The following is a 21799-nucleotide window of genomic DNA, read 5'->3' on the forward strand; positions in this document are numbered from 1 at the left end:
ATAATAAAAGCAGACTTGACCTGATAGTTTGGCTGTGAGCAATTATGTGCTTAGTGCATCTAACGCCGGAGTTAAGCCGCCGCGCGTAGCGCGGTCGGCTTGAACGAATTGTTAGACATCATTTACCAACTGACTTGATGATCTCGCCTTTCACAAAGCGAATAAATTCTTCCAAGTGATCTGCGCGTGAGGCCAAGTGATCTTCTTTTTGTCCCAGATAAGCTTGCTTAGCTTCAAGTAAGACGGGCTGATACTGGGCAGGTAGGCGTTTTATTGCCCAGTCGGCAGCGACATCCTTCGGCGCGATTTTGCCGGTTATTGCGCTGTACCAAATGCGGGACAACGTAAGCACTACATTTCGCTCATCGCCGGCCCAGTCGGGCTGCGAGTTCCATAGCTTCAAGGTTTCCCTCAGCGCCTCGAATAGATCCTGTTCAGGAACCGGGTCAAAGAATTCCTCCGCTGCCGGACCTACCAAGGCAACGCTATGTTCTCTTGCTTTTGTAAGCAGGATAGCTAGATCAATGTCGATCATGGCTGGCTCGAAGATACCCGCAAGAATGTCATTGCGCTGCCATTCTCCAAATTGCAGCTCGCGCTTAGCCGGATAACGCCACGGGATGATGTCGTCATGCACGACAAGGGTGACTTCTATAGCGCGGAGCGTCTCGCTCTCGCCAGGGAAAGCCGAAGCCTCCATAAGGTCATTGAGCAATGCTCGCCGCGTCGTTTCATCAAGCTTTACGGCCACAGTAACCAACAAATCAATATCGCTGTATGGCTTCAGGCCGCCATCCACTGCGGAGCCGTACAAATGCACGGCCAGCAACGTTGATTCCAGATGGCGCTCAATGACGCTTAGCACCTCTGATAGTTGGTTCGAAATTTCGATGGTCACCGCTACCCTCATGATGTCTAACTTTGTTTTAGGGCGACTGCCCTGCTGCGTAACATCGTTGCTGCTCCATAACATCAAACATCGACCCACGGCGTAACGCGCTTGCTGCTTGGATGCCCGAGGCATAGACTGTACAAAAAAACAGTCATAACAAGCCATGAAAACCGCCACTGCGCCGTTACCACCGCTGCGTTCGGTCAAGGTTCTGGACCAGTTGCGTGAGCGCATACGCTACTTGCATTACAGTTTACGAACCGAACAGGCTTATGTCCACTGGGTTCGTGCCTTCATCCGTTTCCACGGTGTGCGTCACCCGGCAACCTTGGGCAGCAGCGAAGTCGAGGCATTTCTGTCCTGGCTGGCGAACGAGCGCAAGGTTTCGGTCTCCACGCATCGTCAGGCATTGGCGGCCTTGCTGTTCTTCTACGGCAAGGTGCTGTGCACGGATCTGCCCTGGCTTCAGGAGATCGGAAGACCTCGGCCGTCGCGGCGCTTGCCGGTGGTGCTGACCCCGGATGAAGTGGTTCGCATCCTCGGTTTTCTGGAAGGCGAGCATCGTTTGTTCGCCCAGCTTCTGTATGGAACGGGCATGCGGATCAGTGAGGGTTTGCAACTGCGGGTCAAGGATCTGGATTTCGATCACGGCACGATCATCGTGCGGGAGGGCAAGGGCTCCAAGGATCGGGCCTTGATGTTACCCGAGAGCTTGGCACCCAGCCTGCGCGAGCAGCTGTCGCGTGCACGGGCATGGTGGCTGAAGGACCAGGCCGAGGGCCGCAGGGCACTGTTGCAAAGTTAGCGATGAGGCAGCCTTTTGTCTTATTCAAAGGCCTTACATTTCAAAAACTCTGCTTACCAGGCGCATTTCGCCCAGGGGATCACCATAATAAAATGCTGAGGCCTGGCCTTTGCGTAGTGCACGCATCACCTCAATACCTTTGATGGTGGCGTAAGCCGTCTTCATGGATTTAAATCCCAGCGTGGCGCCGATTATCCGTTTCAGTTTGCCATGATCGCATTCAATCACGTTGTTCCGGTACTTAATCTGTCGGTGTTCAACGTCAGACGGGCACCGGCCTTCGCGTTTGAGCAGAGCAAGCGCGCGACCATAGGCGGGCGCTTTATCCGTGTTGATGAATCGCGGGATCTGCCACTTCTTCACGTTGTTGAGGATTTTACCCAGAAACCGGTATGCAGCTTTGCTGTTACGACGGGAGGAGAGATAAAAATCGACAGTGCGGCCCCGGCTGTCGACGGCCCGGTACAGATACGCCCAGCGGCCATTGACCTTCACGTAGGTTTCATCCATGTGCCACGGGCAAAGATCGGAAGGGTTACGCCAGTACCAGCGCAGCCGTTTTTCCATTTCAGGCGCATAACGCTGAACCCAGCGGTAAATCGTGGAGTGATCGACATTCACTCCGCGTTCAGCCAGCATCTCCTGCAGCTCACGGTAACTGATGCCGTATTTGCAGTACCAGCGTACGGCCCACAGAATGATGTCACGCTGAAAATGCCGGCCTTTGAATGGGTTCATGTGCAGCTCCATCAGCAAAAGGGGATGATAAGTTTATCACCACCGACTATTTGCAACAGTGCCCGCAGGGCTAATCAACGCAACGATGTTTGGCGGCAGGATGTTTTTGATATCCGGCGGCAGCACCGCCCAGGCGTGCAGCGCAGCATCCGGGAACGACTGCGCCCATACACCAACCAGCGCGCCGATAGCTCCCAGCTTTACAGACCACGTTTTCAGCAGCAAGCTGGCATGCCCTACGAACTCCAGCCGGGTATATTTGCGCAGAAGTAACAGAACGAGCACAGCCACCAGCACAAGCAAAGCGAAAATGATCATCTTCACAGGACACGCTCCTTAACCCAGCCGTAGAGAAAATCCTCGTTGGCTTCGCGGCCCTCCGCCAGTTCGAGGTATCTGGCACCCTGGCTGCAGTTCAGCGCACGCACCAGAACCTGTTCACCCTCTTTCCCGCGGGCGGAAAGGTATCCCTTAAGCGCGGTGATGGTTCGGGGACCAATGGCGCCATCCGGAATCAGATCGGGATACAGCTTTCCGCGCATATTCATTGCGGTCAGCCAGCGCTGGAAAAACTTACTGGCTACAGATGGCCCCATGTTCACGCCAGTGTCGCAAAGCTCATCTGCCAGTAACGTAGATAGAGCTGCCACCTGGTCAAACCGGGGGCCGGTCCAGTAATCGCTCAGCAGGATTTGCTTTGCTGTTTCCCTGGGCAGGTTCCGCATATCACCGGTGTAGCCATGTGCACGGGCGGTGGTCTGCGTGATGCCCCAGCGGGTCGGCCCGCCTTTATCCGACGGATGATCGACATAACCATCCTCCTTGCCGAGGATCCCCTCGATAATCTGGTCTGCTGTCATTGTGCTTTCACTCCGGTGATTCGTTCCCAGAAATACGTGAGCGCTACGGAGCCCATCGCGCCGCTTATCCCCGCGGTTGCCAGAATCATGTAAATGCTCAGTCCGCTTTCAATGCTCACCAGGCCAGCAATAACGCCGGTAAACCCTGAAACCACCATTTGGGCAAGAGCATTGATCAAGCTCCATGTTGCCTTGCTCTGCTTCACATCTATCAGGTAGCGGACAAGTCCACCCCAGCAAGCAATGATCAGCAGAACCAGCCAGGACATCCCGGCAATGCTCTCTTTGTCTTGCATACGCTTAGCCATAGTTACCGCCTCCGATGAAAGATCGGGAAGCTGTGTGTGAGAAGGTCAGGCCCGTCAGGCTGGATTTAACAACGAAGCATGTCGGTGATGATTTCCGCGGGACCTGATAATAAAAAAGCCATGCAAATGCATGGCCTTGTGATTTGAATCCGTTATTTACAAAATGTATTCGAGACAGTATCTTTCGACTTCCGGACAAAAAACATATACCGGGACAAAATCTAAATGTAACTGCCTTGCCTGCATGAAACCATGCGGGCTTTTTTTTGCCCAAAGAAAAAGCCCACCGAAGTGGGCCTTACAGCTATCATCATTTTTTATTAGGTGTGGTGCCGGGTGCCTCCCGGTAAGTCGCCGCCAGTCCACAGACGACTCGCAATGCGCAAAAAAACATATCAGACTGGCAATGCCCCTCCGCATAGGGGGATTCACCACACCAAAAATTTAACATCTGATGAAACTCGTTTCAATGCTCTGTATGGGTCCACCACATATTGCAATTTTTACTCTCACGTAAAATATAGTCCACTGGCGTCATCAGTTCGAGTGATTTATGTGGCCTTTTGCTGTTATACAGCACCAGATATTCAGCCATTCTTTGATTAAACAAATTCAGGTCCTCAAAAAGCAACAATTCATTGAATTCAATAAATTGTTCTCTAAGTGTCCGGTTAAATCGCTCACAGGTCGCATTCATTTTCGGTGTGTACGGATAGGTCCAGATGTGTTTAATCGAGGCTTCCTGTAGCGTTTTATCAAAGTTACCGAGGAACTCCTTACCGTTGTCAGTGACAACTTGTCTGATAGCGACAGGAAAGAGCTTTGTGGCCTTGCTGAAGAAATGGCTGGTAATATCGCTGTTGAGTGAAGGGACCGCCAGGGCCAGCGCATAGTCGCTGTGCTCGTCGATCATGGTAATGATATAGCGGCGTAGGTCCCCCATCCTGAGTTCAATCGCGTCCATCCCTATGAGTTCGCCTGTTTTTACCGGGCGGTATTGTTTTGGTCTTCTGGGCTTCACTGAGCGTTTTTTTATCAACCGGGCTTTGCCCCTGGCGCTGAGGCGTACGGGGATCATCCGCATTTTATCGTGAGCACCAGCAATGATTCTTCCAATGGTTGACGTGCTGGGACAGGTAAAATGCCGCGCTTCACACCATGGTTTCAGCCTGACAAAAATCTGCTCTTTGCCGAGATTGGGTAACTCAGTTCTCAGACGCCTGATCTCCTTGAGTACATCAGGATGCCAGTGCCTTGAACGGCGAACCAGAGGGGCTTTGCTTCTTGGAATTAGTGCTTCTGGACCACCGGTGCGCAGTAACCGGCGCCACCAGTAGAGTGTTCGCGTTGATACGTCAAAAGCATCAGCTGCGGCACGGATCCCGTGCTTATCCCAGAAGTTCAGAGCCTTCATTCTTAACTTCGCAATCTCGGGCATAAGAGAGTGTTTCATCGCATAAGCAGTTGCTCGGTAATACCCAAAATAGCCGACACCGATATGCTGCATCAACATCTGGCAATCCCTCCTTTAGTGTTCTGAGGCAATTGCAATATCTGTGTGAACTTACACATGCTCTACGACGATGTGACAGGGGTACTGATGCAATGCATCTCGCGAATACCCCTGTCGTGTCGCCGGAAAGCAAAAAGCCCAAGGCGTTAACCTCGGGCTTGAATTCTTTGTGTCGACAATCGAAGCTATGGCGACGATATCAGATTTACATGAAATATATGCCTTTCAGTTCGGTTTTGCAAGACTTACATCTAAATTTGTCGCCTTTTGTTGTGAACGTGATCGCGTTACCGATATGAGAGCGTCGCTATCAAGCTTCACAAAACTGCTGCGCAGCGCCAGCCAATGAGGGAGGTAGGTTTCTGTCCATGTGGACTTTGCTACACCAACCAGCTCCGCCAGCGCCTGATATTCATACGCCTCCCGCCCTGCCAGCTCGGCTTTGACATCCTGCGCGGCCAGCCAGATAAGTTGGCGCAGGCGATCGACTGTTTTCTTTGCAATGCGCACGCCGGCCAGCTTTTCGTTGAATTGCCCCCATGCCCACCGGGTGATCGTCTCCTGGTGTTCCCAGCGGATATTATCGCTGTAGTTCCACAGCAGCCACGCTTTCTGGTGGTCTTCCAGCGACAGCAGAGCCCGTCGCCAACTTGCCGTCGAATATTCAACGGGCAGAACGAGAGCGATTGATGAACCCTTAGCGCGGGACTGGCTGCCGCTCATCGGCGGCCCATCCGGGTTAACCATTTTTTGCTTTACTTCGCTATAAACCTTCTTCCTTCCCCGGCTGCGCGCCGTAGCGGTGAATTGCGCGTTTTCTGCAAAGGCTACCAGTTGCCCTTTCGTCGCACCGCTCAGATCGGCGGTGGCCACTATCAGCTGCTGGCGAACATACTGGAGGTATTGGGTATTAATCATGCTGTCTCTCCCAGGGTCTGATAGATGCGGACAAAGTTTCTCAGTATGCGGTAGTCAACCAGTACGGTGCCGCGGTGCCGGCAGAGGCGAAGTTTTTGCCAGCGTTCGCGGATGCGTTCGATAACGTCACGGCTCATGCGGCCTCCTGATGGCGGGCGCGGCGCTTCTCCAGTGCGCGGGCTCTGCGGGTGAATATGGATTTGATACGCTGCAGGTATGGAATATCGAACCGGCGCAGCTCGTTATCAGCCTCAAGGCGCTCAACGCGATCCAGGCCAATGCGTTCAATCAGGTGAATGCGGTATTCAACGGCGTTGCCGCTCAACTGCCGATTGCAGCGGGTGCATGCGGAATGGACATTGAACACGTTGAATTTCAGGTGCGACGCCGCGCCACGGGAACGGTAATGACTGGCATCAATAGCGCTGCCGGTCAGGTAGTTGCTCTTGCCGATAAGCGGGTTTCCGCAGCTGACGCAGGGCTTACCTTCATCACGAATGCGAATGTACCGGTTAAAGGCTGACTGAGCCTCTTTATCCCATTGAGCCTTTGTCTTGAATGACTCACGCTTAGCTCGGCGACGTTGGCGCCCCTCCTTCTCGAATTCGCGCTGGCGCTTCACCGCTCTGGCCTTCGCTGCTTCCCGGGCTTTTGCTGTCTGTTTTTTGCCGATCTCGCTGGCGCATTCAAAACTGCATACCACCTGCCCTTCCCGGGCAGGATGGAACCATTCGCGGCAGTGGGCGCATTTACGACGTGCTGGTTTACGCATGATCACCACCCTGGATCTGCACCAAGGTCAGACGGCCGCAGAATACAGCCCCGGTATCGATATACATCTGATTGGCGTACTGGATTGGCTGATGTGCCGGGGTGTGCCCAAAAATAAACAGGTCGGCACCGGATATTTCATTCACTATCCCATCCTGAGCCGCGCTCACTCTCTCACGATTCCAGATCACCTGTTCTGCATCGACGGGCTTGTCATACGCATATTCGTTATGAGGGTAATCAGCATGGCAGACCACCACCCTCTTACCCTCGGTCATTACCTCGATGATGAGTGGCAAACCTGCAACTAAATGGGCCAACGCGATAGCCAGGCGTTCTTTGTCGTAGTCAAGGTTAAAGAACCATCCGCCACCGTTAGCGAGCCAGTGATACACGTTTCCGGAAGAGGATAGTCCGTCGAGCATCATCTGCTCATGGTTCCCTCTTACAGCCATAAACCAGGGCATTGCGATTAGCTCAAGGCATTCGACGTTTTCCGCACCGCGATCGATAAGGTCACCTACCGAGATCAGTAGGTCACACAATGGGTCAAAACTGACCCTTTCCAGCTCGTTCATCAGCAGCGTATGGCAACCATGCAGATCGCCAACAACCCAGATGTTGCGCCAGATAGCTCCATTAATGCTTCGGTAAAGGCTCATGCGATTTTCCTTCTGGCAGCGCGGCGCAACCAGCGGACATCTGCCAGGTGAGCCGTATAGTGAAAGGTGGGGATATCGGAAGGCTTTACTTCTACCTTGCGCTTGCGGCGCGCTGGCACGCGGAAAATACCGCGCTCCATGACCTTAGCGAGCAGACTGTGCATGCGAAGCCCTCCATTCCTGGGCCCACGCAATCCGACTGCTGGACTTCTCGCTAAACTTCACATTGTGCTCGGTGCCGAACCAGTAGATCGCCTCGATTACCTCGACCATGTAGCGCTTGCTGGATTGAGAGGTGCGAACGCCGAAGTAGACGAGGCCGCCGTTGATGCCAGGGGCGGATTTCTGCTTACGCTCCGGGTTTTGCATCTGGCTGACCAGTACGGTAATGAGGTCTTTCCACTCCGCTGGCTCCAGCTTTTCACCGTGCCAGATCACCTGATCGCTCAGGTCTTTCAAAAGTGGCCACATGAGACGATTCTGTTTGTCGGTGCGGCTTTCTTCGCGCGCCTCGATAATCAGCGGCGATCGGTGGTCTACAGGCAGAGACTGGATGAAGTTGACGACGTTACGCTTAACGTGGTCGTTGATAAGGCAGAATTGTTGCTTCACGCTTCACCTCCGCAGAGGTCAAACGCTGAATACAGAAAATCGCCGGTGGCTTTCGCCATCGGTGATAGGAATTGCTGTACGGTTTTGTGCGCCATGTGTCCCCACTTGGCGCCAGATAATCGTGTCAGTTGCTCAGGCTGACAAATTAATTATCGCCCTTCCCGGGGATAAAAGCAAAATGAGCATATACGAGAAAATCGCTATTTCTTGGCGTTCTGCTCTGCCATTTCCAGATAGCGCGGATCGGATGCGCGGGGTAACTTGATGCTCTTCTCCCGGTCGTTCCAGTGCATGTTTGGCGGTGGCAGTTGTTCCCTTTCTGACCATCGCCCTTTTACAGCAGGACGCCATTGCGATGACTTTATGCTGTAAAATCTGTGACACCCAGCCAAGGGCGGCACTTTCCATCATCCCTGTTTCTCCAGGCTCGTCCGAGCATTTTTTTGCTCGTTTGGACTATTCCTAACAACTACAGTTGGTTATTATTGGTTAACAACAATTACCAATCTGGTTACACATAATGAGCGAATCGTTGAAGGATGTTGTTTCATCAGTTAAAGATGCAATAATTACACCAGTCCAAGAGGCTTTTGTATATAGGGCAAAAAATCCATTTTTTGGAAGTTTGATTATATCCTGGGTTTACTGGAACTGGAATAAAATTGCTTACATGCTACTTTCGGATGATGATGTTTTAAAGAAAATAGAATTTATAAAAAAATCAATCCCTGACAATACCCTTATACCATTTACGTCTTTTAGCATACCCCACACACATAGCTTATGGTTTCCTTTATTTTTCTCAATATTTTTCACCCTTAGCTACCCTGTTTTCTCTTGGGTTCTTACACTAATTCATAAGGGTATTTCTTTCCGCATTGAGAAAGTAGATTCTGAAAAGGAGGTTAAGAGACTCCAGCTTCAGGGTGCTATAATTACAGAGTTTGAAAAAAATGAGGGGCTCAGAGCAGTTGAAAGATCGAAAACAGAGGAGACAAAATTCTCAACAGCAGAAAGAGCAGCAGAGTCAAAATATAACATTAAAGAATTGCAAACCCAGCATGCCACGCTAAAAACTGAAGTCGCTCAACTTGAAAAGCAGAAGCAAAGTATGGAAACGATTTTAAGCGAGCAAGAAAAGAGAAGAAAAGGAGTTGTTGAAGAAATAACCTTACTCCAAGAAAAAGTCGCACCAGAAAGGGAAAGCGTCCAGAGAATTGAGCGAATAATAAATAGAAATATAGAATTAGAAAACCTTTTAACCACAAAGGAATCTCTGATTAATAGCAAACTTGATGAAACAAATCAAAAATATGCATTTTACTTCAGCAACATGGTAATGCTTGATATGTATAAAGTTGAGTGCGAAAATTACAGAAAAATATTTAAGGAATTAGAAGAAAAAACCACTCAGATTTTTAGTTATGTTGAATCTGATGACCCTACCAGAGGTAGGAGCAATGAAGGGTATTTCATGTTAAAAAGCGATATAAAGGAACTAGTAAGCAAAGGGCTAGATCACGAGCAGAAATTTAGAAATTCTCACTAAAAGTAAGGGGCGTAAACAGTTATGACGCGCCCCTGCTGCAGCCCCGTCGTGTTGAACTGTTTCTTCATCATCGGGTAAGCATAGGTCAGCACATAAGCATCAGCGTTGTTCGGCGACCGACCCAACGTCTCTTTGATCTCTTCTTTATCCTAAAGAATTTTCCGGCTGTCCATCAGGCGCACCTTGTACTCCGGTGCGCTCAGCTGTTCAAAGCCAGGCCTGTCCAAATTTTGTTTCTGGCCTGGCCAGTGATGACATGATTACGCCACGATATGCACCCATTCGAATTGTCTGTTTCTTTGGCAAGCGCTTCATCAGTGACTGACGACGGCGTTCAAACTCAGCTTCTGAATAAACTCGCTTAACAATCTGCACAGGTTTACAGCCGATTTGCAGGAGGATATTACGAGCGAAGTCGACAGTTAAATCATGCTCGTTGTCAGTATCCGCCATCACGTTCCGCACCCGTTCGCCGAGCAGGTGATGAGCTCGTTAATTGTTGAGATGTTCATTTCCTTACTCCCGCCAGGCACTGGTTAAACAGGTTGGTCATTGGGTTTACGCCTCCAGGACGCTGGCGATACTGAACAGATGGATCGCTTTCGGTTACGGCTGTCGTGTCGATCAGGGTGTAGCGATAGCTCCTGCACTCTCCCTCACGCTTAACCTGGCCGTCACGGTGCATCTGCCACAGGGAGGAATTGACCACTGAAGAGTCAAGCCCGGTACCGCGGCGGATATCCTGAAAGCTGCAGCCAGGGTGCTGGCCGATGAAGTTAATAACGGCTTGTTTGCCAGAGTTCTTTTTCATGACCGGTTCTCCCGATAGCTGTCCCAGGTAAACGAAATCGTGCAGCCTCCGCCGTCGTTCATGCGGTCGATGACGCGCTCGCCGATAAACTGCGTCAGCTCATCCTTCGGCAGGTTGCTGATCAGGATCGTCGGTTTCAGGCGCTCGTAGCGGGTGTTGATGATTTCAAACATGATCATCTCCTCGGCTTTGCTGCCGAACTGAATGCCTACCTCGTCGATAATCAGCAGGTCCGGCTTGGTGAAGAAGCGGATCACGTCTTCCTCGGAGCGGGTCGCCGTCTTTGACCAAGTGGATTTAAACTCCCGGGCGATTTTCAGCGCGGTGGTGAACACAACCGGGCTCTGGTGTTCTGCGATAACGCTTTTCGCAATTGCATAAGCCAGGTGGTTTTTTCCCGTGCCGGGTTTGCCGCACATAACCAGGCCGCCGCCGTTCTTCCGTCGATCTGGCCAGCGGGTGGCATACGCTCGGCAGACTTTCAGCGCAAACTCCGCGTCTTCGCTCACCGGCAGGTAGTTATCCAGCGTGCAGGCTTCAAACCGGGCCGGGACCTTGAGCTCCAGCATCAGGCGTTCAACATTCGCAGTGCGAGTTCTGTCATCCGTTTTGGCCTTCTCGTTTCGCAGGAAAACGAGCTCATCTTTCAGGCATCCCGGGCAGCTTGTCGGCGCACCTGGCAGACGGACAAGGCCAGTTGATACGCGCTGGCGTTGCTCATAGTCGCCGTGCTTTTCGCAGACCACTAACTGCTTAATGACTTCGGTGTTTGGGATGTCCAGCGCTGGCTGTGACAGCTCCTGCAGCTGTTTTTCGACCAGGGTGATTCTTTCGTCCAGGTTCATTGCTGATCCCTCATCCAGTTCGGAATTTCGGTTTTGCCGTAGTCTTTGTCAGCGAACCGCTCAGTGACGCGGGACTCCTGCCGGCGCTGCGCCTTGGCAACTTTCGGCTCAAAAAGTCCCTGCCAGCCATTAGCGATGCTCTGGTTAATAATTTCGTCAGGGGAGTAACCGTTCAGCCGGCAACGGTCCAGCAGGTTGATAGCCTGGGTGACGGTCTGCTGAGACTTGATCGGCTTTTTCAGGTCGCGACGGTATGCCACCCATGACGACCAGATTTCTGCAGAAAGCCAGTCAGGCAACTGAACAGCTGACGCATCGAACGAAACCGCCCGGGGGGATTTAGGGGGGTTATTAATATTGTCTTTATTGTCTTTTGTATGTTTGTCTTTTGTGTTTACCTGATTCGGGTAATAGGCGTTACCTGATTCGGGTAAACTTTTCTTACCTGATTCGGGTAATGTTACCTTTTTCAGGTAAGGTTTCTTTTCTGTACCTTTTATGGGTAAAGATGACCATTCGCTGACCGCTTTATTAATCCCGATTACGCGACCGGTTTGGGTTAATATCCCACGCTTAACCAGAGCGCTTTTTGCAGCTGAACACTTATGCGGAAGAATGCCGGTCAGCACGGAGATCTGCTCGTTACTAACCCAGTCAGATTTCTTGTTGAAGCCGTATGTTTTGCGCATGACAGCCATGAACACCAAAAGCTGATGCTGCGACAAACCCGCATGCATGACAGCTTCAAGGAGCTCATTGGCGATGCGCGTAAACCCATCGTCGAGATCTGCCACGCGCAGCTCCTGTAGTGCCACGACAGGCACAGGGAAATTGATTACTTCGGCAGTATTTGCCATAATTACTCCTGTGAATTGATCCAGTTAATTCGCGTAGAAAGCCGTTGGTGTCCTACCACCGCGGCTTTCGCCTTTCTGTTCCCACTCATGCTTCAAAATCACCTTTCTCTCCCGGCCTGTTAGAAATCAGGATGGCCAGCAGCAGCGACATGTTCGGCAGCAGACTTTCCCGCCAGCGACTCACCGTCGACTTATTCACTCCGGCCACTTTGGCGATATTCGTGGTTCCCAGTTCAGCTATCTGGCTGTGTAACCAGCTTTCTATCCTGCGAGCCTCCACTTTGTTGCGTGTCGTTGAACTCTCCATTTGCGATACTTCCTCTGGTGTTGTTTGGAATGGCCGCTGGTTAGGCGGCCGGTGAATGCGCACTTAGCAACTGTGCAAGGTCAGGCCGGATCTCTGCCGCCTTAATCTTGCCGTTAGTCGCAGACACGATTTTCATCACATAGCGGGCATCTATTCCGCCGCCATGCAGCCAGCGCCAAACTGTCGGCTGTGCTACGCCACACAGATCGGCCAATTTTTTCTGACTTCCAGCGATATCAATTGCCTTCTGGATGGTTTTGTTCGTCATGTTCCAATTCCTATAAGTATTGGTGCAAAGTGATAATAGCAATGCGTATTGGCTTTAGCAATAGCAAAACGTGTTTTGACCAGTAATACGCAAGCGTATAAATTTGAAATTATGAAAAAAGAAACTCTTGCAGATCGTCTAAACGAAGCCATGAATTTGGCTGGAATGTCCCAGGGGGCGCTTGCTAAGGCCTCAGGTATTGCTCAGCCGACCATTTGGCGCCTTGTAAGCGGAAACGCCAGGGGATCAACAAAAATTGTCGAGATAGCTAATGCTTTAGGCGTCAGGTCTGAATGGTTATCAACCGGCAATGGACCGATGCGCGATGATGGCCAGCTTCCTCGTGCTGCCCAGGTTAAAAGTCAGGATACTGATGCATTCAGGATTGATGTGCTGGACCTTATGGTTAGTGCCGGTCCGGGCATCGTGAACCAGGAGTTCGTGGAGATCCTCCGCTCCGTAGAATATGCACCGGCGGAAGCGCGCCACATGTTCGATGGACGCAAGGCTGAGAGCATCCGTATCATTAACGTCCGCGGAGACAGCATGTCTGGGACGATCGAGCCTGGCGATCTGCTGTTCGTGGACATCAGCGTTAAGAGCTTTGACGGCGACGGGATATATGCGTTCCTGTACGACGACACTGCTCACGTGAAGCGCCTTCAGAAGATGAAGGACAAGCTGCTGGTTATCTCAGACAACAAGAGCTATGCAGCATGGGACCCGATCGAGAAAGACGAGATGAATCGGGTGTTCGTGTTCGGCAAGGTGATAGGCAGCATGCCGCAGACGTACAGGAAGCATGGGTAAAGCCTTAGCACGCAGAGGAAGCATGTCTGATCTGATTATCCCAATACTCATTACTTTGCTGATTATCGGACTAGTTGGGATAGCGCTCAGGTTGGAGAAGGTATTCTTCAAGCGAAGGGAGGAGCGGAATGACTTTGAATAAATCAGTGCAGAAGGTTGATTTGATGTATTGAGGGAATGAATCATCTCCAACGCAATGATTATTAATATCTTTTTGTAAGTCTATGATGACCGGATAATTTTCTGGTCGCTTTTTTCATTACACACGGTAAACTTAGGATTAAATTATGAAGTCGGAACTGGCGGAAGTTGCGAACGATATGGTAGATACAAATAAGAAATATTTGATCTGGAACAATAAAGGCGGCGTTGGGAAAACGTTTTTGACCTATAATCTTGCTGTCGAGTATGCAATAGCGCATTCGGATGAAGATGTAGTCGTTATAGATGCCTGCCCTCAATCAAATGTTTCTGAGATTATTTTGGGCGGCAATGGAGTTGGAGAAGAAAATCTTAACAACCTCCGTGATAGAAATACTACTATAGCTGGTTACATTAAAGAGCGCTTTAGCAACTCTCCACTTGCACGCCTGGGGAATGAGTCTTCATATTTTGTTAAGGCTCATTCTGTAAATCCAAAAATGCCAAACAATCTTTATCTTTTACCAGGTGACGTAGACTTAGATATTTGTTCAAGGCTTATTGCGCATATTGGATCCTCACCGGTTAAAGAAGCTTGGAAAAAAAGTCGATCACTTTTGATAGACCTCATCGCTTCATTTGAGGCAGATAAAACTATTTCCGAGAGGCCTAAAACGTTTTTTATTGACTGCAACCCTAGTTTTGCAAGCTACACAGAACTTGGAGTTGTCGCATCAAATCGAGTAATTATTCCATGTACAGCCGATGCTGCCTCAATTCGTGGTATCAAAAACTTAGTTAAATTGATTTATGGAGTTTCTATTGATAGCACTGAACAAGACGAAATGTTCCTTGATTTCAACAAGGAAGCAAAACAAAGGAAGGTGCGAATAAGCAGGTCATTTCTTCCCAAGCTGACTCGCTGATTAAAATTTCGCGGATCTGGGCCGATTTTTTTCCCGCAAACACATCGAATCAGCCTATTTAGGCTATTTTTTCCACCATTTCTGGCGTTATTTCCGGTTTTTACTGAGATCTCTCCCACTGACGTATCATTTGGTCCACCCGAAACAGGTTGGCCAGGGTGAATAACATCGCCAGTTGGTTATCGTTTTTCAGCAGCCCTTTGTATCTGGCTTTCACGAAGCCGAACTGCCGCTTGATGATGCGAAACGGGTGCTCCACCCTGGCACGGATGCTGGCTTTCATGTATTCGATGTTGATGGCCGTTTTGTTCTTGCGCGGATGCTGCTTCAAGGTTTTTACCTTGCCGGGACGCTCGGCGATCAGCCAGTCCACATCCACCTCGGCCAGCTCCTCGCGCTGTGGCGCTCCTTGGTAGCCGGCATCGGCTGAGACAAATTGCTCCTCTCCATGAAGCAGATTACCCAGCTGATTGAGGTCATGCTCGTTGGCCGCGGTGGTGACTAGGCTGTGGGTCAGGCCACTCTTGGCATCGACACCAATGTGGGCCTTCATGCCAAAGTGCCACTGATTGCCTTTCTTGGTCTGATGCATCTCCGGATCGCGTTGCTGCTCTTTGTTCTTGGTAGAGCTGGGTGCCTCAATGATGGTGGCATCCACCAAAGTGCCTTGGGTCATCATGACGCCTGCTTCGGCCAGCCAGCGATTGATGGTCTTGAACAATTGACGGGCCAGTTGATGCTGCTCGAGCAGGTGGCGGAAATTCATGATGGTGGTGCGATCCGGCAGGGCGCTATCCAGGGATAATCGGGCAAACAGGCGCATGGAGGCGATTTCGTACAGGGCATCTTCCATGGCACCGTCGCTCAGGTTGTACCAATGCTGCATGCAGTGAATACGCAGCATGGTCTCCAGCGGATAGGGCCGTCGGCCATTGCCCGCCTTGGGATAAAACGGCTCGATGACTTCCACCATGTTTTGCCATGGCAGAATCTGCTCCATGCGGGAGAGGAAAATCTCTTTTCGGGTCTGACGGCGCTTAGTGCTGAATTCACTATCGGCGAAGGTGAGTTGATGGCTCATGATGTCCCTCTGGGATGCGCTCCGGATGAATATGATGATCTCATATCAGGAACTTGTTCGCACCTTCCCAAAGTAAAATAGAATTCCCCAAGCTACATCTATTCGTCCAAAACCGATCTCGAACCAACGAAAGCGACGCTGCAAAAGCATTCAAGTCGCACGCTGAAGAAATAAAAAGAATCACATCTGAATTATTAAAAACACACCCTCATTTATTTACTGATGAAAGCATTGATGATCGCGTTAAGCACGTTAAAGATGGCAACACTCTTGCCGCAATCATTAATCATGAAGGCTGCCCATTAAGCAATCTTCAACACAAAAGTTACACTATTTATGGTATGGCAACACAAGCAAATAAAGCTCAAATTGATGCTTTAGAAGCTGATGTAAATGGTGTTGTCTCCTGTATCTGATTAGTTAACTTGATATTGTAACCAACAATCATTATCTATTTACAATCCACAACCCGGCCCCCGCGCCGGGTTTTTACTGCCCTACTCTTCCCGCGGCATCAACACATCCAGTGCCAGCTCTACCGCCAGATCTACCTGCTCACCCTGCCACAACACCTGAATCATCTCTATCAGCGCCTCTCTTGAGGGCTCGCGCTTCTCAACCAGCAGCTGCATAACCGCTATCCCGATGACCTGCGCTATCTGCTGATGCATCTCTGTGAAAAACTCATCCTCATTTGACATGCCGCCACCCTTGCTGATGTTTTTTTGAGCACAACAGCACAATAGCAAAAAATAAATTCATTTAGCTATCAATGGTTTAATAGCCATTGCTATCAATTAATATCAATACGTATTGCTATGGTTAATACTCATTGCTATTATCATCTCATCCAAACAACACCGGCAACGCCGGGTAATCGTAACAACGCTCAGCTGGCCGGCTTTAAGGCAAAGGTGAAGAGATGATCCGCAAAGAAGACAAGCCTGCATGGCGTAATTTTTGGTTAAAGGTCGTTCCGTTTTTGGTTGCTGTTATCGCAGTTAGCTATCCGTGCTGGGGTGGCAAATGAGCAAACAAGGCATTCGTTCACTGATTTACTGCCTGCTGATCTGCGGCGTTATCTGGACAGCGTTGATTATCAAAATTCTGCACGTTACGGGGGTGTTCAATGGCTAACTCAATTCCTAACAACGGACGCGCCGTGATGATGCGCAATCGCCGCACCGGAGCCGCCTGGCTGGTCAGCTTCGACTATCGCGACGGCAGCTACTGGCATGAGCCGCAGGGCAATCTGCGCCACATCCGCCGGCCATACGCATCACGCAATATCGAGCCGAACCTGGTTCCAGCCGGGACGCATTAACCACGCATATCAGCGCACGAATTTAACTGAGCTATCAGGCAGCCATTACGGTGCCGGGATTCTTACAACCAAATTTCAGGAGCGAGCTATGAACGCATACCGCGCATATGACGCTATCGAAGAACGGAAATGGGCTGAACAGTCGCTCACCGAAGAGAAGCAAAAGTGGATTGACGATCGGGCGCAGGAAATTATCGACTCGCTGCCGAAAGAGCCGTCAGGGCTGTTCCGCTTCTCTGTGCCGATGGACAAAAGCCCATATGAAGGCCTCCGCAGCGATGCAGCTGGCGAGGCATATAACGATCTCATCTCGGCAGTAGCTTACGCCCAGGCGGAATACGACTGGGATCACCGCACCGGCTGCCCGTTTTAACTTTGGGGAATAGCAATGGCTAACGAACTTGTGATTACAGCCAGCTCTCTTGCTGAGCGAGGCATTGACAGCGCTACCTGGAGCGCCCTCAAAAACAGTATTTACCCTGGCGCCAAAGACGAATCGGTAATGATGGCGCTGGACTACTGCCGGGCCAGAAACCTAGATCCGCTTCTGAAGCCCGTTCATCTGGTGCCAATGAGCGTTAAGGACTCGAAGTCGGGTAAAAGCGAGTGGCGCGATGTGGTTATGCCAGGCATCGGGCTTTATCGGATTCAGGCCGATCGCTCCGGTGATTACGCTGGCGCAAAAGAACCAGAGTTCGGCCCGGACGTCACTCTGACGCTTACCGGTATTGAAGTGACCGTACCTCAATGGTGCAAGTACACGGTCAGCAAGCGCATGCCAAGCGGGGAAATCGTCGAATTCAGCGCGAAAGAATACTGGGTTGAGAACTATGCCACCGCCGGCCGCGACACTACCGCGCCAAACGCAATGTGGAAAAAGCGCCCTTACGGCCAGCTGGCGAAGTGTGCCGAGGCCCAGGCTCTGCGTAAGGCGTGGCCTGAAATTGGCCAGCAGCCCACTGCCGAAGAGATGGAAGGTAAAACGCTGGAAGTGGATATGCGTGACGTTACGCCGCGCAACACGACAGAGGCTCTCCCCCTGGTGGCCAGTGGGGAAACGTTGCAGGCAATTACTGACCTCCTGACGTCCCTGAATAAGGACTGGGAGCAGGACTTCCTGCCTCTGTGCAGCAACATCTTCAAGCGTGACATTTTCCAGGCATCACAGCTCACCGAAGAAGAAGCGCAGAAAGGCTTTAGCTTCCTCCAGAAAAAAGCGCAGGTGGCAGCATGACCGGAAAAACTGTTGAAGTGACCTGCAAGTGCTGCCCGGACAAATTCCTTGCCCGAGTTGCTGACAGAAAAAGAGGCTGGGCGCAGTTTTGCAGTAAGTCATGCGCAGCTTATTGGAAGCAATATGGCCGTCGTAGAGGCCATCAATCATTAGAGATGCGTCAGGCGGCCATTGACAGAAATTCTATTGAGCGACTTCAGCGCGATAAACATGGGCGCGATTCATCTAGCGGTTTTGTTTATGTAGGTGGATTTGGGCCATGGGATGACCATAAGGACTGCTGACATGACACCAGAAATTATCCTCGATCGAACTGGCATTGACGTTACCCGCGTTGAACAGGGAGATGAATCCTGGCACCGCTTACGCCTGGGCGTGATCACCGCCTCGGAAGTCCATAACGTCATTTCGAAGCCGAGATCAGGCACCAAGTGGACTGACATGAAAATGTCTTATTTCCACACGCTGCTCGCAGAGGTTTGCACCGGCGCGGCGCCGGAAGTTAACGCCAAGGCGCTGGCCTGGGGGAAACAGTATGAGGCCGACGCTCGCACTCTTTTTGAGTTCACCACCGACGTGAAGGTAACGGAGTCACCGATCCTTTTCCGTGACGAAGGTATGCGCACCGCCTGCTCACCAGACGGCCTGTGCAGTGATGGCCGCGGCCTTGAGCTGAAGTGCCCTTTCACCTCTCGCGACTTCATGAAATTCAGGCTTGGCGGCTTCGAGGCTATCAAATCCGCCTACATGGCCCAGGTGCAATTCAGCATGTGGGTAACCGGTAAGGATGCCTGGTACTTCGCGAATTATGACCCTCGCATGAAGCGAGAAGGCATTCACCACGTGGTTGTTGAGCGCGACGACAAATACATGTCCGACTTCAACGAAATGGTGCCGGAGTTCATCAGCAAGATGGATGAATCGCTGGCTGAGATCGGGTTCATCTTCGGGGAGCAGTGGAAATGAAACGCACTCCATTTTACCGCAGGCCCGGCAAAGCAGGGAAATTCTCCGGCCTTCGCGAGCGCGTGATCTGGATGATTCAGACGCGCGGCCGCCCCGTTACCGGCAGCGAAATAGCGGAGAAATTCGGCGTGACGCTTGTCGAATTTAACCGCGTTGCGAACGGCATAACCAAGGGAGAAGGCCGCATTGCACAGCTGATCGCATCGGAAACCTGGCTCAACGAGGATGGCATATGCGATCGCACCTTTGACCTGATCACAAGGCCAAAGGTCATTACCCCGCAGGGTAAAACGCGCCTGTTCACTAAGCGCTCGATAGCTCAGGCCGCCTCTGGCAACCGCCAGAAATGTATTGATAAAGCGGCCCGGCGCCGCCGGCTTATCGCATCTGGACTCTATTTCGATGAAATGGAGTCAGTCCTATGAACCGCTACTCACTTATCTATGCTGACCCGGCCTGGTCTTACGGGAACACGATAAGCAACGGCGCCGCCGTCGATCACTACCCCACCATGAGCTTGCTCGATATGAAGCGGCTCCCGGTGTGGGAGCTCTCCGCGGATAACGCTGTGCTGGCGATGTGGTACACCGGCACCCACAACCAGGAGGCGATCGAGCTGGCCGAGGCCTGGGGATTTACGGTGCGCACGATGAAGCTATTCACTTGGGTGAAGCTGAACCAGCTGGCCGAGCTACGCATTACCAAGGCCCTGGCAGAGGGTGACGTCGCCGACTTTTACGACTTCCTCGACCTGCTGAATGCTGAGACGCGCATGAACGGCGGCAACCACACCCGCGCCAATACCGAAGACGTGTTGATCGCCACCCGCGGCGCCGGGCTGGAGCGCAAGCACGCCGGCATTAAGCAGGTGGTCTACAGCCCGCTCGGCGCGCACAGCGAGAAACCGTGGGAAGTTCGCCACCGCCTGGAACTGCTCTACGGCGACGTGCCGCGGATTGAGCTTTTCAGCCGCAGCGCAGAGCCAGGCTGGAGCCACTGGGGCAACCAGTGCGCCTCCGCTTCCGTTGAGCTGATACCCGGCTACACCATCTGCCTGGACAATGTAACTAAGGGGTTTTTATGACTAATACATCTCATAAATCAGATGAAATTTTGATAACCGATGACGTTCTGTCCAGATACAAAATATCGCGCAGCACACTCTATTTCTGGAGCACCCCATCCCGGATGCCCTCTTACTTTGCTCAGCCATTCCCGCAGCCTAAAATAAATGGCAGCCCTAAAAGGTGGAGACTTTCAGACCTGCTGGCCTGGGAGGATAACGTGGGGATCAAACCAGAGGCTGACCAACCAGCTTCTCAAGGTGATCCTGCCAAACAGCAAGCCAGTGACGCTGATCATCCAGATAATCATGCAGGTTATAACGTGCCATGACACCTGCCATATGATGGCCAAGCAGTTTTTCCACAACATGTGGCGGCGCACCTAATTCAGAAAGGCGTGTCGCCACTGTTCGTCTGAGGTCATGGAGAGACCAGGGCTTCATGCCTGTTTTAGCTATAATCTGAGCAGAAAACAGAGCGACGTTTGGTTGTTGTGGCGGTCTGTCATCTTCTGGCCCTCTGTAGCGTGACAGTGTCACAACGTGTTTTGAAACTGACGTTTCCTTCTCTGCTAACATCATTCTTACTACTGCCTCGGGAAGTGCCCTTCTGACCGATTTCCCGGTTTTATAATCGCTTGCCGGAATGGTCCACGTTTGCTCATGGAAATCGAACCACTCCCATCTTGCTGTCCTGATCTCCGTACTCCGGCAGCCAGTCATGATGAGAAACTTCATTATCAGCTGTTGTCTGTACTTCATTTCAGGAAGGATGTTCCAAACTGTTTTGATTTCCTCATCACTCAATCTGCGATCTTTTACGGATGCTGTGAGACCTACGTCAGAGCGCCTAAGGCTCTCAATTGGGTTCACATTAATGACCCCTCGATTGGAGCAAAAACGGAACGTACGCTGCATCAGCCCAAGCATCTGACCAGTGACAACTCTTCGCCCCATGCCATCAAAAAGGTTAAGCCAGTGCGCTTTAGTGGTCTGATCAACAATCATGTTCCCCAGCACAGGCGCTATATGGTTATTGAAGTCCCGCCGGTTAACCTTGATTTTCACAAGACCTTCAGGGATGCAGTAATACTTTTCCCAGTAATCGAAAGCCTCTTTAACGGTGAGTGCTTCGACTTTTTTCTGTTTCTCCAGAACTGTTTGCCGTCTCGGATCGAGTCCTTCTGTCAACCAAGCCCTGAACTGCTGTCTACGTTCGCGAGCTTGAGATAAGGAGGTGGTGGGATAATCGCCAATCGTTAGCTGAGCGGCTTTCCCGTTCCATCTGTAGCGGTAAAAGAATGTTATACTGCCGGAAGTAGACAACCGGACATTCAGACCATGAGCGTCCGATATGACCTCGATCTGGTCTCTCTTTTTGCCAAGAGCTTTTCTTAATTTTGTGTCGGTAAGCAATGTGTACACCCCGGAAGATGATATACACATCAGTGTACACATTTTGGTTAAATTGATAACCTTCAAATCAATGCAGAACACACAAAATTAAAGCACTCAATGCTGGCAAGGTGTTGGTATTA

The 21799-nt window shown here is 51.1% G+C and carries 32 protein-coding genes and 4 pseudogenes; 13 read left to right on the forward strand and 23 right to left on the reverse strand.

The window, feature by feature from the left end:
* Window positions 1-71: 71 nt before the first annotated feature.
* A pseudogene (locus KB892_RS14240) lies at window positions 72-910 on the reverse strand (AadA family aminoglycoside 3''-O-nucleotidyltransferase).
* A gap of 145 nt (window positions 911-1055) precedes the next feature.
* On the opposite strand from KB892_RS14240, the pseudogene intI1 reads away from it, so the two are divergent.
* A pseudogene (gene intI1 / locus KB892_RS14245) lies at window positions 1056-1676 on the forward strand (class 1 integron integrase IntI1); the annotation flags it as partial.
* A 54-nt stretch (window positions 1677-1730) separates the two neighbouring features.
* Here intI1 and KB892_RS14250 read toward each other — a convergent pair.
* The 12 genes from KB892_RS14250 to KB892_RS31670 all read right to left on the reverse strand — a co-directional run bounded on the left by KB892_RS14250 (window position 1731) and on the right by KB892_RS31670 (window position 8490).
* Complete coding sequence (locus KB892_RS14250; protein ID WP_001067855.1) at window positions 1731-2435, reverse strand: IS6-like element IS26 family transposase; 705 nt, start codon at window positions 2433-2435, stop codon at window positions 1731-1733.
* A gap of 36 nt (window positions 2436-2471) precedes the next feature.
* Window positions 2472-2759: a DUF7940 domain-containing protein gene (locus tag KB892_RS14255; RefSeq protein ID WP_062955100.1), complete on the reverse strand. Its 288-nt coding sequence runs from the start codon at window positions 2757-2759 to the stop codon at window positions 2472-2474.
* Window positions 2756-3295, reverse strand: coding sequence for a glycoside hydrolase family 108 protein (locus KB892_RS14260; protein ID WP_004218565.1), 540 nt, complete (start codon window positions 3293-3295; stop codon window positions 2756-2758). The genes KB892_RS14255 and KB892_RS14260 overlap by 4 nt, the downstream gene beginning before the upstream one ends.
* Window positions 3292-3591, reverse strand: coding sequence for a phage holin family protein (locus KB892_RS14265; protein WP_024940884.1), 300 nt, complete (start codon window positions 3589-3591; stop codon window positions 3292-3294). Before KB892_RS14265 ends, KB892_RS14260 begins: the two co-directional genes overlap by 4 nt.
* Window positions 3592-4069: 478 nt before the next feature.
* Window positions 4070-5116 carry an IS481-like element ISKpn28 family transposase gene (locus tag KB892_RS14270; RefSeq protein ID WP_022644626.1) on the reverse strand — a complete coding sequence of 349 codons (1047 nt, stop codon included), beginning with the start codon at window positions 5114-5116 and terminating at the stop codon, window positions 4070-4072.
* A gap of 225 nt (window positions 5117-5341) precedes the next feature.
* Window positions 5342-6031 carry a bacteriophage antitermination protein Q gene (locus KB892_RS14275; protein WP_004232548.1) on the reverse strand — a complete coding sequence of 230 codons (690 nt, stop codon included), beginning with the start codon at window positions 6029-6031 and terminating at the stop codon, window positions 5342-5344.
* On the reverse strand, window positions 6031-6171 hold the full coding sequence (locus tag KB892_RS14280; protein WP_004218534.1) for a YlcG family protein: 141 nt from the start codon (window positions 6169-6171) through the stop codon (window positions 6031-6033). Before KB892_RS14280 ends, KB892_RS14275 begins: the two co-directional genes overlap by 1 nt.
* Window positions 6168-6806 carry a recombination protein NinG gene (locus KB892_RS14285; protein ID WP_004218533.1) on the reverse strand — a complete coding sequence of 213 codons (639 nt, stop codon included), beginning with the start codon at window positions 6804-6806 and terminating at the stop codon, window positions 6168-6170. Before KB892_RS14285 ends, KB892_RS14280 begins: the two co-directional genes overlap by 4 nt.
* A complete protein-coding gene (locus KB892_RS14290) occupies window positions 6799-7467 on the reverse strand; it encodes a metallophosphoesterase (protein ID WP_004218532.1) in 669 nt (222 codons plus the stop codon). The genes KB892_RS14285 and KB892_RS14290 overlap by 8 nt, the downstream gene beginning before the upstream one ends.
* Complete coding sequence (locus KB892_RS14295) at window positions 7464-7631, reverse strand: NinE family protein (protein ID WP_004243010.1); 168 nt, start codon at window positions 7629-7631, stop codon at window positions 7464-7466. The genes KB892_RS14290 and KB892_RS14295 overlap by 4 nt, the downstream gene beginning before the upstream one ends.
* Window positions 7612-8079: a recombination protein NinB gene (locus KB892_RS14300; protein ID WP_004218531.1), complete on the reverse strand. Its 468-nt coding sequence runs from the start codon at window positions 8077-8079 to the stop codon at window positions 7612-7614. Before KB892_RS14300 ends, KB892_RS14295 begins: the two co-directional genes overlap by 20 nt.
* A 132-nt stretch (window positions 8080-8211) precedes the next feature.
* Entirely contained in the window at window positions 8212-8490 is a 279-nt protein-coding gene (locus KB892_RS31670; RefSeq protein ID WP_004243011.1) for a hypothetical protein, read from the reverse strand.
* Between the two features lie 109 nt (window positions 8491-8599).
* Between KB892_RS31670 and KB892_RS14310 the strand changes: the two genes are divergently transcribed.
* Window positions 8600-9628, forward strand: a complete 1029-nt coding sequence (locus tag KB892_RS14310; RefSeq protein ID WP_004218530.1) for a hypothetical protein — start codon at window positions 8600-8602, stop codon at window positions 9626-9628.
* Between the two features lie 207 nt (window positions 9629-9835).
* Here the strand turns inward: KB892_RS14310 and KB892_RS14315 are convergent, their stop codons facing one another.
* From KB892_RS14315 to KB892_RS14340, 6 genes are all read right to left on the reverse strand, one after another.
* Window positions 9836-10081, reverse strand: coding sequence for a hypothetical protein (locus KB892_RS14315; RefSeq protein WP_004196831.1), 246 nt, complete (start codon window positions 10079-10081; stop codon window positions 9836-9838).
* Between the two features lie 55 nt (window positions 10082-10136).
* Window positions 10137-10439 (reverse strand): MarR family transcriptional regulator, encoded by a 303-nt coding sequence (locus KB892_RS14320; protein WP_004218528.1) that lies wholly within the window; start codon window positions 10437-10439, stop codon window positions 10137-10139.
* Window positions 10436-11284 (reverse strand): ATP-binding protein, encoded by an 849-nt coding sequence (locus KB892_RS14325; RefSeq protein WP_004201118.1) that lies wholly within the window; start codon window positions 11282-11284, stop codon window positions 10436-10438. The genes KB892_RS14320 and KB892_RS14325 overlap by 4 nt, the downstream gene beginning before the upstream one ends.
* A complete protein-coding gene (locus KB892_RS14330) occupies window positions 11281-12141 on the reverse strand; it encodes a replication protein (RefSeq protein ID WP_004201117.1) in 861 nt (286 codons plus the stop codon). The genes KB892_RS14325 and KB892_RS14330 overlap by 4 nt, the downstream gene beginning before the upstream one ends.
* A gap of 85 nt (window positions 12142-12226) precedes the next feature.
* A complete protein-coding gene (locus KB892_RS14335; RefSeq protein WP_001548453.1) occupies window positions 12227-12448 on the reverse strand; it encodes a CII family transcriptional regulator in 222 nt (73 codons plus the stop codon).
* 40 nt (window positions 12449-12488) lie between these two features.
* Window positions 12489-12716, reverse strand: a complete 228-nt coding sequence (locus KB892_RS14340) for a helix-turn-helix domain-containing protein (protein ID WP_004201115.1) — start codon at window positions 12714-12716, stop codon at window positions 12489-12491.
* A 111-nt stretch (window positions 12717-12827) separates the two neighbouring features.
* On the opposite strand from KB892_RS14340, the gene KB892_RS31675 reads away from it, so the two are divergent.
* The gene (locus KB892_RS31675) at window positions 12828-13526 is read left to right on the forward strand and encodes an XRE family transcriptional regulator (protein WP_004201113.1); all 699 of its coding nucleotides are present in this window, start codon (window positions 12828-12830) and stop codon (window positions 13524-13526) included.
* 287 nt (window positions 13527-13813) lie between these two features.
* Window positions 13814-14575 (forward strand): annotated as a pseudogene (locus tag KB892_RS14350) (ParA family protein); the annotation flags it as partial.
* Here the strand turns inward: KB892_RS14350 and KB892_RS31530 are convergent.
* The gene (locus KB892_RS31530; RefSeq protein ID WP_306430929.1) at window positions 14476-14712 is read right to left on the reverse strand and encodes a hypothetical protein; all 237 of its coding nucleotides are present in this window, start codon (window positions 14710-14712) and stop codon (window positions 14476-14478) included. The pseudogene KB892_RS14350 and the gene KB892_RS31530 overlap by 100 nt on opposite strands.
* A complete protein-coding gene (locus KB892_RS14355; protein WP_000019473.1) occupies window positions 14694-15674 on the reverse strand; it encodes an IS5-like element ISKpn26 family transposase in 981 nt (326 codons plus the stop codon). Before KB892_RS14355 ends, KB892_RS31530 begins: the two co-directional genes overlap by 19 nt.
* 68 nt (window positions 15675-15742) lie before the next feature.
* Here KB892_RS14355 and KB892_RS14360 point away from each other — a divergent pair.
* Window positions 15743-16090: pseudogene (locus tag KB892_RS14360) on the forward strand (ParA family protein); the annotation flags it as partial.
* Window positions 16091-16171: 81 nt separating this feature from the next.
* Here the strand turns inward: KB892_RS14360 and KB892_RS14365 are convergent.
* Window positions 16172-16375, reverse strand: coding sequence for a hypothetical protein (locus KB892_RS14365; protein ID WP_004201108.1), 204 nt, complete (start codon window positions 16373-16375; stop codon window positions 16172-16174).
* A 310-nt stretch (window positions 16376-16685) separates the two neighbouring features.
* Between KB892_RS14365 and KB892_RS14370 the strand changes: the two genes are divergently transcribed.
* The 8 genes from KB892_RS14370 (at window position 16686) to KB892_RS14405 (ending at window position 20282) form a co-directional block, all read left to right on the forward strand.
* A complete protein-coding gene (locus KB892_RS14370; RefSeq protein WP_004219883.1) occupies window positions 16686-16811 on the forward strand; it encodes a hypothetical protein in 126 nt (41 codons plus the stop codon).
* A complete protein-coding gene (locus tag KB892_RS14375) occupies window positions 16804-16998 on the forward strand; it encodes a hypothetical protein (RefSeq protein ID WP_004135674.1) in 195 nt (64 codons plus the stop codon). Before KB892_RS14370 ends, KB892_RS14375 begins: the two co-directional genes overlap by 8 nt.
* 88 nt (window positions 16999-17086) lie before the next feature.
* Window positions 17087-17371: a host nuclease inhibitor GamL gene (gamL, locus tag KB892_RS14380; RefSeq protein WP_004201105.1), complete on the forward strand. Its 285-nt coding sequence runs from the start codon at window positions 17087-17089 to the stop codon at window positions 17369-17371.
* Between the two features lie 15 nt (window positions 17372-17386).
* Window positions 17387-18232, forward strand: a complete 846-nt coding sequence (bet, locus tag KB892_RS14385; RefSeq protein ID WP_004201103.1) for a phage recombination protein Bet — start codon at window positions 17387-17389, stop codon at window positions 18230-18232.
* Window positions 18229-18516, forward strand: coding sequence for a hypothetical protein (locus KB892_RS14390; RefSeq protein WP_088224434.1), 288 nt, complete (start codon window positions 18229-18231; stop codon window positions 18514-18516). Before bet ends, KB892_RS14390 begins: the two co-directional genes overlap by 4 nt.
* Window position 18517: 1 nt before the next feature.
* Window positions 18518-19198, forward strand: coding sequence for a lambda exonuclease family protein (locus KB892_RS14395; protein ID WP_004201102.1), 681 nt, complete (start codon window positions 18518-18520; stop codon window positions 19196-19198).
* Window positions 19195-19623, forward strand: coding sequence for a hypothetical protein (locus tag KB892_RS14400; protein ID WP_004151898.1), 429 nt, complete (start codon window positions 19195-19197; stop codon window positions 19621-19623). Before KB892_RS14395 ends, KB892_RS14400 begins: the two co-directional genes overlap by 4 nt.
* Window positions 19620-20282: an MT-A70 family methyltransferase gene (locus KB892_RS14405; protein ID WP_004151899.1), complete on the forward strand. Its 663-nt coding sequence runs from the start codon at window positions 19620-19622 to the stop codon at window positions 20280-20282. The genes KB892_RS14400 and KB892_RS14405 overlap by 4 nt, the downstream gene beginning before the upstream one ends.
* A gap of 207 nt (window positions 20283-20489) precedes the next feature.
* On the opposite strand, the gene KB892_RS14410 is transcribed toward KB892_RS14405, so the two are convergent.
* Window positions 20490-21707, reverse strand: coding sequence for a tyrosine-type recombinase/integrase (locus KB892_RS14410; protein WP_004151900.1), 1218 nt, complete (start codon window positions 21705-21707; stop codon window positions 20490-20492).
* Between the last annotated feature and the right edge of the window lie 92 nt (window positions 21708-21799).

Origin of the sequence: Klebsiella sp. P1927 (assembly GCF_018204675.1) — a bacterium.
Taxonomy (GTDB): domain Bacteria; phylum Pseudomonadota; class Gammaproteobacteria; order Enterobacterales; family Enterobacteriaceae; genus Klebsiella; species Klebsiella pneumoniae.